The sequence below is a fragment of the Parafrankia irregularis genome, from assembly GCF_001536285.1.
In the GTDB taxonomy this organism is placed as follows: Bacteria; Actinomycetota; Actinomycetes; order Frankiales; family Frankiaceae; genus Parafrankia; species Parafrankia irregularis.
Map to the genome: position 1 here is coordinate 1 of NZ_FAOZ01000030.1, position 12,860 is coordinate 12,860.

Sequence of the window (12,860 nt, forward strand, 5' to 3'; positions counted from 1 at the left end):
GCAGAACTACACCTATGACGGTCTGGACCGGCTCGCGACCCGTAACAGTGCGCCGTTCACGTACGCCGGGTTGGAGAAGGAACCGGCGACGGACTACTCGTCGTCGTTCTCCCGTGATCCGGATGGTGACCTGGTCGCGGTCGGTTCGTCGGCGGGGAACTGGGCGACGCTCACCGACACCCATGGTGATCTCGTCGCGGCGTTCACGACCGCCGGTGCGCTGACCGACAGCCGTAGCTACGACCCGTTCGGTGATCCTGTCGTGGCGGGGAACCCGGCGGTGCATGTGGGTTTCCAGGGCAGCTGGACGGATCCGGATACCGACCGGGTCTCCGCGCAGGCCCGCTGGTACACCCCGGGCACGGGGACGTTCGCGAGCCGTGACACGGCGAGCCTGCCCATCAGCGGGACCGCGGCGGCGAACCGGTACACCTCGTTCGAGATCCATGTCTACCGGGGAGGGCCGGAGGTTGGTATGTACGGAAGTAACGGCTTCTTTAATAAGTACGGCCTGAAAGCGACCGCAGCGGATTCTCCGGAGCAAGTTAATAATCGACTGAAGGGTATCGCTGTTGACTGGGTGCGTAAAATTGGCCAGATTGCGTCTGGTGTCGACATTGCGGGCGATGCTTGGAAGCGTCCTATGATCGGATCGGATCCTTGTCCATGAGGTTTATCCGGGTCGAGTGGGATGGTGAGGGTTGGGTGCTCGACCCGGAGGTTTATGTCCGGGTGCTCCCTGAGCTGTCTCCACGACTTCCGGACGGTGCGCGTTCCTTCGCCACGGATCCCGAGCACTACAACTTCGTGGGGTCACGGTGCGTGAAGGACTTGCGGTTTGAAACTATTAACATCCGGGAATCGGGCGGTGCGCAGATAGATGTAGAGCTCACTTTTGGTGCTAACCCATGGAAGCATGAGGTCGGTCTCTCTATTCTATATATCGGTGTGACGCAATTTAATCTCGACGCATCTCCGATCGGTGAGGGTGCGCGTATCTGGCCTGCAAGTCGACGACTCGGAGACATCCAGCTCGACGAACTCCTCCCGACTCCTGGCGGATGTTCGCATGAGATTAAGTTCACAGGTGGATCGATTACCATCGAATGCTCCGATTTGCGGGCCGAATGGCGGCAGAAGTCAGTCGATACCGCGGAATTGTTGGAGCGGTGAACCGGCCCCGGTCTCGGTGAAGGCCGGGGCGGGCTACCGAGGCCGGACTCGACTGCGGCGAATCGCCCCGGTCTCGGTTGAGACCGGCGCTTTTACTGCGCACGGGCGTCCTGTTCTTCCCTAATCGCCGCGACGTGGCTCGGCGTCGTGACGGGGAGCGTCAGCCAAGTCCCTGAGCGGAGGTCGCACGCTGCTGGGGCAAGCCGGCTCCCTGACCGCTCTCCTTGGCGATCCGGGCACGTGGCGCGCGGCAACCTCGCCGTGCCTCGTCCTGGTATCTCGGGTGTGGCCGCTTCGGTTATCCGTTGAGGAGGGTGATGCGGCGCCCGGCTGGGCTGGTCACGGTGGTGATCGTGGTGCGTTCGTCGATGGGGGGCGCGTTCGTGCGCTGGTCGAAGATCGCGAGGGTGCCGGTCGGCAACTGGAGTCGGTCGAGGGAGCGGTCCAGCTGGAGGAGCCCGGTCTTGAGCGGGTTGGGTCTGCCGGTGCGCCAAGCCTTGATCTCGAGACCCTCGCGCTGGACGTGGCGCGGTCCTCCGAGGGGTGCGTAGGGCCAGCGGAGATGGAGGTCTATGCGGCCGGATCCGAGCGCGTATTCACGTTCGACCTGGCCGGTGCCGTTGACGCCGCGCTGGAGGTAGCCCATGAGGATGAGCTGGGGCGCGGCCTCGTCGTAGTAGCCGCGGCTGGTGAGGAACTCGCCGTTCTCGATCCACCAGGCCGCGAAGTCGGCGAGGACCCGCGGAAGATCGAAACTGCCGTCCGGGCGGACGAAGGTGCGGGGATCGGTGGTGATGCTCTCCTGCACGGAGGAGGACAGGACGCGGACGATGACCTCGCGGTAGATCGGGTTCGCGGCCCGTACTGGTGGGTCGGGCGCGATGAGGCCGAGGTCGCGGACATAGCTGACGTCGTCGTCGTACGGGTCGAGGACGAGCGGGTCCCCGTGCGATCAACGGGGCGATGATCGCACGGACACGGGGTTCGGCCAGCTTGGAGGCCAGTGAGTCCAGGTGGGTGGCGCGCGCGAGGACGAGCCGCTCTTTCGCGGTTTCGAGATGCTCAGGTGTGATCGTTTCTGCGGCGGGCACGGCCATCTCTTCGACGACCTCGCGGGCCAGCGCGTTGACCAGCCACGGCTGGCCGTCTGTGAGCTCGTAGGCGTGCTCGATCGCGCCCGGCGTGAACGGCTGGCCGGTGGTGGCGGTGTGCTGCCCGTAGAGCTCCGCCACCTCGTCCGGGCTGAAGTCGCCGAGCCTGAGCGACTTGAGTTTGATGTTGAATGGGCTCGACGTGCCAAGCCGCGACGGGTCACCGGATGGCCACAGCACTCTCACCGGGCCTGGCCGCCGGGGGCAACCAGCTGCGGGACCTGTTCCTCGAGCCGGCCGAGCAGGCGCTGCATCCGGAGTGGGAGAACGTCACCGAATGCTTCGTCGCGAACCTGCGGCAGGCCGTGGGCACCGACATCGACGATCCCCGCTTCATCGAACTCACCGGGGAACTGTCCCTGGCAAGCCCGCGATTCCGTCAGCTCTGGGCCCGCCACGATGTACGTGGACAGCGCGGAACCCCGCTGCGGATCAACCATCCGCAGGTCGGGGAGATGACGCTCAACCGGGAACGACTGGCAATCAGCGGCACCGAGGGCCTGATGCTCGTCGTGTATCACCCGGATGAGGGCTCCAGTGCCGCGGACAAACTGGCGCTGCTGGCCTCCGCCGAGGGTCGCGCCGGTGGCGAGGGCGGGGGTGAGCAGGCCGCCGTTCGCTCCGGCGCCGACGCATGCGGCGGTCGTGACTGGGATCGCGGATCTTCGGCTCAGGGGCGGGGCGAGGTGTGGATCGTGGCGCGGGGCCAGGAGTTGTTGGCGTAGCCCTTCGGGTTCCACAGCGCCCGCGGCGATTCGGGTTGCAGCGCCCCGGTGTCGTCCCAGGCTCGCGCGATCAGCTCGACGTCCGAGGCGGGAGGAAGCGTGACGTCGGCGTGCCAGAGCTGCCAGGTGTACGCGCCGGCCGCAGGGTCGAGTTCCGCCTGGCGCCAGCTGGCGCCGCCGTCGGCGGACAGATCGACCCGGGCCACCCGGCGGTGCTCCCCGGCCAGCGCGTAGCCGCGCACGGTCGTCCGGCCGGGAGGTACCGACGTCCCGTCGGCGGGGCGCAGGATCGCGCTGTTCAGCGCGATCGGTCCCAGCGACAGGCCGTCTCCCGGGCCTGCCCGGTCGGGATCGGCGTCTGGCGGCAGGAGCCGGTAGGCGACCGCCTGGAAGTAGTTGTCCGACGGCTCGGCCCGCACGACGACCCGCCGGACCCATTTGACGCTGCGTGCCCCGATGTAGCCCGGCACGACGACCCGCAGCGGTGCGCCGTGTGCGGCGGGCAGCGGCCGGCCGTTCATCGCCCAGGCCAGCAGCACCTCCGGCGCGCTCGCCTTGGCGAACGGGATCGAGGCGCCGTAGGGCTGTGCGGGCCTGGCGAGGGGGGAGACGTCGACCGCCTCGAAGGCCACATGCGCGGCGCGGCCGGTCGGGCGGGCGGCAGCGAGGACGTCGGCGAGCCGGACCCCGGTCCACTCGGCGGTGGACGTGGCGCCGTCGCCCCACGGGTCCTCCCCGGGAATCTCCCGCACGGCCGCCATCCCGGCCCGCCGGTTGCCGGCGCACTGCAGGGTCACCGCCAGGGTGCACGGCTCGAAGTCACGGCGCAGATCGGACAACGAGAGACTCAGCGGGCGGTCCACCAGCCCGGCCACGGCAAGCCGCCAGCTGTCCCGATCCGTGCCCGGGACGGGTCCGTGGTTCCGGCTGTAGAACGCCTCGACCGGCGTGATCGGGGCATCGGCCAGCACCCCGGGCGGCGGCTCGGCGTTGAACGGCTCCCGTTCATGGACGACCATGTCGTCCCGCTTGCCCCACATCAACGTCACCACCCCGTCCCGCCGTCGTCCGCTCCCCAGCGGGCATTCCCCGTCCTGACCTGCGGGTATCCGCCGAGCGGACGACACGGCCGCGGTGCTGCGGCGCCCGGCGGTCAGTTCTGCTGCGGCTCCGCCGGGCCTTGCCTGCTCCTGGCTGACCGCCGTCGCAGTCTGCTCATGGCCTCCAGCGCCCGCTCCTGCCACACCGCGTCGCCGTTGTCGCTGAACACGGCGGATGCCGAGAGCAGCAGCGTCTCGGCCGTGGCGTAGCTCCCGCGCTCCTCGTGGACCCGGGCGCGGGTCAGGATCACCCGGCCGCGGACCCTTCCGTCCGGCAGCCGTTCGCACAGCTCGGTGACGGTGTCCAGCATCTCGTCGGCGGCGTCCAGGTCGCCGAGGTCGACGAGGACCGCCGCGGTCGCGGCCATCACGTGCGCCTGGCCGACGGGGTCTCCCGCCGTCTGGACGATGTCCAGGGACTTGCTCAGGTAGGCGTGGGCGCCGGTCGAGTCGCCGCGGGCGACGAGGACGTTGCCGAGGCGGTACAGGGCCTGGGATTCCAGACGCAGGTTCCCGAGGGACTCGGCCAGGTGGAGCGAGTCGGTCGAATACCGCTCCGCGCTCGCCACGTCGCCGACCTCGAGGTAGGTCTGCGCCAGGCCGCTCAGCGCATGTGCCTCGCCGACCGGGTCGCCGGCCTCCTGGAAGTCGGCCAGGGCTGCGCGGTAGCGCTGGAAGGCGCTGTCGTGACGGCCGTGGACCCGGTCGAGGTGTGCCAGGTTGCGCAGGGTGAGCGCGCGGCCGAGAGCGTCGTTGATGCTCTCGAACAGTGTGAGGGCGCGCAGCAGGCCGCCCTCGGCCCAGGCGCCGCCGCGGGCGATGCCCAGGGAGCCGAGCGAGCAGAGGACCGCCGCCTCGCCGCGGGTGTCACCGTGCCGTTGGACCGCCGTCAGCGCCAGTTCGTGCGTGGTTCGCCAGTCGTCGAAGCAGCCCAGCGTCTCGTGGAAGACCACCGAGCCGACCGCTATGTTCCACGCCGCCTGCGGGCGGCCGGTGTTGGCGGCCTGGGCGACCAGGGCCGACAGGGCCGGGCGCTCGTCGGTGAACCAGCCGGTCGGGTCCCGCAGCAGCTTGTCCAGGTCGGCCTCGGCGAGCCCGCAGGCGGGGACCGGGTCGCCGAGGGTCACGAATTCGCCGCCGTAGCCGCGGCGGTGGCTTTCGCGCAGGATCGCCAGGCAGGCGGCGAGCACGTCGTCGACGGCGCGCCGCCGGTCGGCGGCGTCGTCCTCGGTCGCGCAGCGCTCGGCGGCGAACAGCCGGACCAGGCTGTGGACCCTGAACCGGACGCTGTCGGACTGCCGAAGGTCGGGTTCCACCAACCCGGACTGCCGCAGGTCGGGTTCCACCAGTCGGCATTCCACCAGCTCGTCCATCAGCGAGGCCGCGTCATCCGTCCTGGCGCCGAGAGTCGCGGCCGCGTGCCAGGCCGCGAAGTCCGGCACGTTGAGCAGGCACAGCAGCCGGAGGGTGCGGCGGGCCGGCGCCGACAGCGTCTCGTAGGCGACGGCCAGCAGCGCCCTGATGTCCAGGTCGCCGTGCGTGAGCTGGTCCAGGCGCTGCTTCTCGTCGGCCATGCGCCGCACCAGTTCGGCGGCTCCCCAGTGCGGGTGCGAAGCCAGCCGCGAGCCGGCGACGCGCAGCGCGAACGGCAGGCCGTCGCAGAACTGGACGATCTCCCGGAGCGCCTCCGGGTCGGCGCGCAGCCGGTCGCCGGGAACGATCCGGCCCAGCAGGTCGTCGGCGGCGTCGGCGGGCAGCCGGCCGAGCTCGAACTGCACCACGCCGGGCAGGCCGAACAGCCGGCGCCGACTGGTGATCACCACGGCGCAGCCGGCCAGCCCGGGCAGCAGCGGCGTCACCTGCGCCTCGGAGTCCGCGTCGTCCAGCACGATGAGGATCCGCTTGCCGCCGAGCAGGCTGCGCAGCATGTCCGCACGGCTGTCGAGGTCGTCCGGGATCTCGCGGGCGTCCACGCCGAGGCCGCGCAGGAAGCGGTCGAGCACGTTGGCCGGCTCGGCCGGCCGGGGGGTGGAGCCGTCCAGCCGGGCGAACAGCTGGCCGTCGGGGAAGTCGTTGCGCAGCAGGTGCCCGACCTCGACGGCCAGCGCCGTCTTCCCGATCCCGCACATGCCGGTGACGAGCGCGAGCGGGGTGCGGTGCGCCGTGGTGTCCCCGCTTCGCAGCAGCGTCCCGCGCAGCTGCGCGACGTATTCGTCGCGGCCGGTGAAGTCGGGCGCCGCGCCGGGAAGCTGGTGGGGCACCAGGACGATGCGGTGGGCCCCCGGTCCATGCATCCGGGACAGGCTCAACGACGAATCCTGGTTCAGGATCGACCGCTCTGTCGCCTGGAGCTCGTGTCCCGGCTCGATGCCGAGCTCCTCGCGCAGGATGGAGCGGACGTTCTGGTAGGCCGCCAGCGCGTCGGCCTGCCTCCCGGCGCGGTAGAGCGACACCATGAGGAAGCCGTGGAGGCGCTCGCGGAGCGGGAACTCGGCGCACAGCGCCGCGAGTTCGTCGGGGTCCTCCCTGCCGAGCTTCAGCCGGATCTCCGCCCGCTGCTCGACAGCCTTCACCCGGCGCTGCTCCAGCAGCACGGCCATCGACTCGGCGACCGGGCCGGACAGCTTGTCGTAGGCCGGCCCGCGCCACAGCCCGAGCGCCCGCTCCAGCAGCCGCAGTGCCTGCTCCGGCTCCCGGCCGTGGTCCAGCGCCTTCACCTCGTCCATCAGCCGCTCGAACAGCCGGCTGTCGACGGATTCGTCCGGCACGTTGAGCGCGTAGCCGACGGGGTGGGTGTGGATGCTGTCCGGATCGCCGAGCACGGAGCGAAGCGCCGAGACGCAGATGTGGACCTGGGCCCGCGCGGTGCGTGGCGGATTCTCGTCCCACAGCGCTGTGATCAGGCGGTCCAGCGGAACGATGCGGTTCGGCTGCGCTGCCAGCACCGCGAGCATCATGCGGTTGCGCCGCGCCGTGATCGCTATCGGGACTCCGTCGCGGACGACCTCGAAAGGCCCGAGCATGCGAAATCGCAGATCAGCCACGGCTCACCTCGAGAAACGTCCGCCGGACGGACCGCAGTAAGGCGGGCGAGTTCCGTCCCGACCGTGGTGTAGGCCGAACCGTTGGAACCGCGCGGATCCTGCTCCCCATCGTCCACTCCCGTGATCGGTCGCGCGTCGAGTGAAATCCGTCGTGTCTCACCCGAATCTGACAAGGGGGGTTCGAACCGGAGCCCCGGAAAGTTTGCCGACGCGGAGACAACTTTGCCGAGGCCCCGGGGTTCGAACGCGCGTCCACATACCAGGACCCTGATGCGAGGGTCGGAACCTGGAGCGTCGAACCGACGTATGCCAGAAGATGCGCTGGTGAATATCGGTGCCACGCTCCGCGGGTGACGTGGAGAACGCACGAATGAACCGCACGTTCGCGCAGGCAGGGGCCCCGGCGCCGTGCGCGGCGATGTTCCACGGCGACTCGCGGTCTTCGGTCGACGGCGCCCCATCGCGGCGCTATCGGAGCCCGCGCCCGGACGATAGCGGCGGCCGATAGAGCCGCGGAAGCACGGCCTCCTAGCTTTCCGGACGTCAGCTCACCGGGCACCGACGTAGGGGGAATCTCATGAAAGGGCAAGGTCTGCTTCCAGCGCCTGGCCTGGTCGCGGCTCTGATGGTGGAGTCCGCCGGCGCCGCCACCATGGTGAGCGCCGGGAGCGGGGTGGGCACGCCATGGGACTGACCGCATCGGCCGGCGAGGCCGCTGAGACCGGCGAGGCCGCCGGGGCCGGCGCGGCGACCGGATCCGAACCCGGATTCCAGGTGGTCGTGAACAGCGAAGGCCAGTACTCGATCTGGCCGGCCGACAGGGAGTGCCCGGCCGGCTGGTTCCAGGAGGGCACGAGTGGCGGCCGGCAGGAGTGCCTCGACCACATCGAGCGGGTCTGGACCGACATGCGGCCGCGGAGCCTGCGCGAGCACATGGCGCGGGTCACCGCCTCCTGAACCGGCGCCCCAACCGGCTCTCCAACCAGCAACGGCCTGACACAGCGACAGGGGTGGACGATGAGTTTGCCGGTCGGCGGCGCCCGCGGGGGCGTCATGCTGGACGGTGCGGACGAGACCGCCGGTTCCGGCTTCGAGCGCGTGGAGACCACAGCCGGGACGACAGCCGCGACGTCTGCCGCGACGACAGCCGCGACGTCTGCCGCGACGTCCGATGCCTTCCCGGCCGCCGGGCTGGACGAGGCCGCACTGGCCCGAGTCCTGGCGCCCTTCGACCCGGCGGCGATCGCGGACGTCTATCCCCTGTCCGCCCTGCAGACCGGCATCCTGTTCCACGCCCTGCACCGGCCGGACCGCAACGACTACCTCTCCCAGAACGCCTACCGGATCGAGGGCGACCTCGACGCCGAGGTCTTCGTCCGCGCCTGGGCGCAGGTCCTGGAGCGTCATCCGGCGCTGCGCACCACCTTCGCCTGGGCCGATCTGCCGCATCCGGTCCAGATCGTCCACCGCGGCCTGGTGCCGCGGATCCGCCGGGCCGACTGGCGCGGCCGGTCAGCGGACCCGGACGTCGCCGCCGCGGACCCGGACGCCACCGCCGCGGCGCTGGAAGACCTGCTCGCCGCTGAACGCGCGCGTCCGCTGGACCTGGAGCACACGCCGCCGATGTGCTTCGACCTGATCCGCACCGGTGCCGCCGAGCACCTGCTGGCCTGGCACCAGCACCACATCCTCTTCGACGGCTGGAGCGCCTCCGTCGTCCTCGACGAGGTGTACCAGACGTATGCGGCGCTGCTGCGCGGCGAGCGCCCGCGGCTGGCCGCGCCGGTCCCCTTCCGCCGGCACATCGACTGGCTCGGCGCCCGCGACAGGGAGGCGGAGCATGCCTTCTGGCGCCGCACCATGGCCGGTTTCGGCGTCCCGACCCGCCTGCCGTTCGTCGGCGCGGCGGAGCCGGACGGTCTCGGTACCGTGGTCAAGGATCTTCGCGAGGTGCCCGAGCAGCTGTTCGCCCGGGTGCGCGACTTCGGCCGGGAGCACCGGCTGACCGTCAACACGATCCTGCAGGGCGTCTGGGCGCTGGTGCTGAGCCGGCACAGCGGCGGGCGAGACGTTGTGCACGGCGCGGTGATGTCCGGCCGTTCCGGCGGGCAGCCCGGCGTCGAGTCGATCGTCGGCCTGCTGGCCAACTCGGTGCCCGTCCGCGTCGACGTCGACCCCGCGGCGCGGGTCGTGCCGTGGCTGACCGCGTTGCAGCGCCATCTCAACGATCTGCGGAAGCTGGAGCATTCCGGGCTCGCCGACGTCCGGCGCCGCTCCGAGGTGATGGCCGGCGAGCAACTGTTCGAGACCGTCGTCAACTTCACCGCCTTCGCGGCCCCCGACCCCGAGCCCGTCGCCGGACTGCGGGTGAGCCAGGTCCGGGCCTACGAGCAGATCGGCTACCCGCTGGGTGTCACCGCTGTCTCCCGGCGCGACGGGCTCCTGCTCCAGTTCGCCTACGAGCCCGGCCGGGTGCCGCGCGCCGACGCCGAGCGCTTCTTCGGCCACGTCGAGCAGGCCCTCGCCGACCTGGTGGCGGACCCACAGCGGACGCTGGGGGAGGTCTCCTTCCTCGGCGCCGAGGAACGGCGACTGGTGACGCGCGACTGGGCCGCCCCCGGCGGTGCCTACCCGCGCCATGCCACCGTCGGCGGCCTGTTCGAGCAGGCCGCCGACGCCCACCCGGACGCGGTGGCGCTCGCCGTCGGGGACTCCGAGCTGACCTACGCCGCGCTGGACGCCGCCGCCAACCGGATCGCGCGAACGCTGCGGCGCCACGGCGTCACCTGCGACTGCCGGGTCGGCATCGCGCTGCCGAAATCCGAGGCGCTGGCCGTCGCGGTGCTCGGCGTCGTCAAGGCCGGCGGCGCCTGCCTGGCACTGGACCCGGCCAACCCGCCGGCCCGCAACGCGCTGCTGATCGGCGACGCCGATCCGGCCGTCGTGCTGGCATGCCGCGAGACCGCCGCCGGGCTCGGCGACGCCGCCGCGGGGCGCACCGTGGTGCTCCTGGACGATCCGGCGACGGCCGCCGCCATCGCGGCCGAATCCGCCGAGCGCCTGGCGGACGTCGCCTCGCCGCTGTCGTTCGTCCACGTCTGCTACACCTCCGGATCCACCGGCACGCCCAAGGGCGTCGGCCTGAACCACCGGGCCGTCGTCCGGTTCGCGCATCGGCCGGACTACCTGGCGTCCGGCCGGGGCGAGGTCTTCGGCCAGCTCCAGTCGCTGGCCTGGGACGGCTCGCTGATCGAGCTCTACGCCACCTGGCTCAACGGCGGCACGCTGGTGATGCCGCGGCCCGGCCGGCTCGACATCCCGGATATCGCCGCGCTGCTCAGGCGGCACGGCATCACCACGCTCGGCCTGACCACCGCGCTGTTCCACCAGATCGTGCAGCATGACATCGAGGCGCTGGCCAGCGTGCGGCAGATGATCACCGGCGGGGACGTGCTGCTGCCCGAGGCCTTCACCGCCCCGCTGCACAGGTACCCCGGGATCTCGGTCATCGCGTGCTACGGCCCCACCGAGAACACGACCCTCACCACGTCGATCACGGTGACCGACCCGGAGCAGGTCGGCGCCCGCGTCCCGATCGGCCGCCCGGTGCGCGGCTCGACCGTGTACGTCCTGGACGAGTCGCTGCGCCCAGTCCCCGCCGGCATCGTCGGCGAGCTCTACACCGGCGGCGACGGTGTCGCCCGCGGCTATCTGAACCAGCCCGCCGCGACCGCCGGACGCTTCCTGCCGGATCCGTTCAGCCCGGCCCCCGGCGCGCGCATGTACCGGACCGGCGACCTGGCGCGCTGGCGCGGCGACGGGGTGCTGGACTTCGTCGGCCGCGCCGACAACCAGGTCAAGGTGCGCGGATACCGGATCGAGCTCGGCGAGATCGAGGCCCGGCTGACCCAGCACCCTGGCATCGGCGAGGCGGTGGTGATCGCGCTGCCGGACGCCTCCGGGCACAAGCGGCTGGTCGCCTATCTGGTGGCCGCGCCCGGCGCGGCGGTCCCGGGCAGCGCGGAGACCAGGCGCTTCATCCAGCAGACGCTGCCCGTGTACATGACGCCGTCCGCGGTCGTCCCCCTGCCGCGGCTGCCGCTGACCTCCAGCGGCAAGGTCGACAGGGCGAAGCTGCCGGATCCGGCGGAGGCCGGGCAGGACGACAAGGCGGCGAAGGTCGCGCCGCGCGACGACACCGAGCGGGCGCTCGCCGAGCTGTGGGCCCGGATCCTGGGGCGGCCGGAGATCGGCGTCCATGACAACTTCTTCGAGCTCGGCGGCGATTCGATCCTGTCCATCAAGTTCGCGTCGCAGGCGCGCAAAGCGGGGATCGCGCTGTCGTCGGGGGACGTGTTCGCCCATCAGACGATCGCGGAACTCGCGGCGGCGGTGGCCGGCGGCGCCTGCGCCGGGCCGCTCGCCACGGCCGAACAGGGCCCGGTCGTCGGCGAGCCGCCATCCACCCCGATCCAGCGAGCCATACTTCCGTCCTCGTCCTCGTCCTCGTCCTCGTCCTCGTTCTCGTTCTCGTTGGCGGCCGAGGACCGCTGGCTGGGCCGGTTGGGTCCGGATCCGGCACTGCTGTCGGCGCTGATGGCGCGCTACCGCACGCCGGGAGCCGGCGTGGCCGTCGCCCGCGACGGCGTGATCCAGGCCTGGGGCCTCGGCACGACCGAGGCGGGCGGGTCGGATCCGGTGACCACGCGCACGGTCTTCCAGCTCGGTTCCATCAGCAAGCACCTCACCGTGTTCGCGGTGTCCGCGCTCGTCCAGTCCGGACGGCTCGATCTCGACACCGAGGTGAACCACTACCTCCGCGGCTGGGAGCTGCCGTCTTCGCACGGCCCGATCACGCCGCGGACGCTGCTCGACCACACCTCGGGACTGAGCCAGATCGACGTCGACATGTATGCGCCGGACGAACGGCTGCCGGCGATCTCCGACCTGCTGGCCGGGTCGGCGATCGGCGTGGTTCGGGCCCCGGGCTCGGAGTACGAGTACTCCGGCGCCAACTACGCGGTGATCGAGAAGGTCGTCACCGACGTCACCGGTCTGGCCTTCGCGGCGGCGATGGAGCAGCTCGTCCTGGCGCCGCTGGGCATGGCGGACTCGTCCTTCGACCCGGACTTCCCGAAGCACCGCGGCGCTGACGTCGCCCTCGCGCACGCCGCCACCGGCCGCCGGTACCCGGGGGGCTGGCGGAAATCCCCCTCGATGGCGGCCGGCGGCATGTGGTCGACACCACGCGACGTCGCCCTGGCCGCCGTCGAGATCCTCGACGCGATGGCCGGCCGGGGCAAGGTCCTGACCGGCGACTCGGCGCGCGCCCTGACCGGCGACCTCGCGAACGGATACGGGCTGGGCACCGTCGCCAAGTCCGCCGACGGCCGCCGGTGGATCGGCCACCCGGGCGACAGCCCCGGCTTCCGCGCCCTGACCGCGCTCGACCCCGACAGCCGCACCGCGGTCGTGGTGGCCGCCAACGGCGACGGAGCGGGACTCCTGCTGGAAGAGCTGTTCGGGGAGCTGCAGCCGAGCCTGCTGATGCGGGTGCAGGGCCCCAGGAAGTTCACCTGACGTCCCACCCGCCGTGTATCGACCGTCCCGACCGTCCCCGACCCGTCCCCGACCCGTCCCCGTTTCGTCCTCGTTCCGTCCTCGGCA

General features: G+C 71.3%; 8 protein-coding genes. 5 read left to right on the plus strand and 3 right to left on the minus strand.

Features of this window, described 5'->3' with window-relative positions:
- Both AWX74_RS41650 and AWX74_RS30465 read left to right on the plus strand, forming a co-directional pair.
- Positions 1-670: RHS repeat-associated core domain-containing protein (locus tag AWX74_RS41650; RefSeq protein WP_242666485.1), on the plus strand; the 670-nt coding region annotated here is incomplete at its 5' end.
- A gap of 35 nt (positions 671-705) precedes the next feature.
- Complete coding sequence (locus tag AWX74_RS30465) at positions 706-1,173, plus strand: hypothetical protein (RefSeq protein ID WP_207550449.1); 468 nt, start codon at positions 706-708, stop codon at positions 1,171-1,173.
- Positions 1,174-1,471: 298 nt separating this feature from the next.
- Here AWX74_RS30465 and AWX74_RS41655 read toward each other — a convergent pair whose 3' ends face one another.
- Positions 1,472-1,981, minus strand: a complete 510-nt coding sequence (locus AWX74_RS41655; protein WP_226931295.1) for a hypothetical protein — start codon at positions 1,979-1,981, stop codon at positions 1,472-1,474.
- Positions 1,982-2,491: 510 nt separating this feature from the next.
- Between AWX74_RS41655 and AWX74_RS30475 the strand changes: the two genes are divergently transcribed.
- On the plus strand, positions 2,492-3,049 hold the full coding sequence (locus AWX74_RS30475) for an MmyB family transcriptional regulator (protein ID WP_226931296.1): 558 nt from the start codon (positions 2,492-2,494) through the stop codon (positions 3,047-3,049).
- Here the strand turns inward: AWX74_RS30475 and AWX74_RS30480 are convergent.
- Positions 2,995-4,089: a sulfite oxidase gene (locus tag AWX74_RS30480; protein WP_165615843.1), complete on the minus strand. Its 1,095-nt coding sequence runs from the start codon at positions 4,087-4,089 to the stop codon at positions 2,995-2,997. The two genes, AWX74_RS30475 and AWX74_RS30480, sit on opposite strands and share 55 nt — an antisense overlap.
- Positions 4,090-4,202: 113 nt before the next feature.
- Positions 4,203-7,193 (minus strand): AfsR/SARP family transcriptional regulator, encoded by a 2,991-nt coding sequence (locus AWX74_RS30485; RefSeq protein ID WP_131799575.1) that lies wholly within the window; start codon positions 7,191-7,193, stop codon positions 4,203-4,205.
- 684 nt (positions 7,194-7,877) lie between these two features.
- Between AWX74_RS30485 and AWX74_RS30490 the strand changes: the two genes are divergently transcribed.
- Positions 7,878-8,150 carry an MbtH family protein gene (locus AWX74_RS30490; RefSeq protein ID WP_091283840.1) on the plus strand — a complete coding sequence of 91 codons (273 nt, stop codon included), beginning with the start codon at positions 7,878-7,880 and terminating at the stop codon, positions 8,148-8,150.
- 60 nt (positions 8,151-8,210) lie between these two features.
- A complete protein-coding gene (locus AWX74_RS30495; protein ID WP_091283842.1) occupies positions 8,211-12,773 on the plus strand; it encodes a non-ribosomal peptide synthetase in 4,563 nt (1,520 codons plus the stop codon).
- Positions 12,774-12,860: the final 87 nt, after the last annotated feature.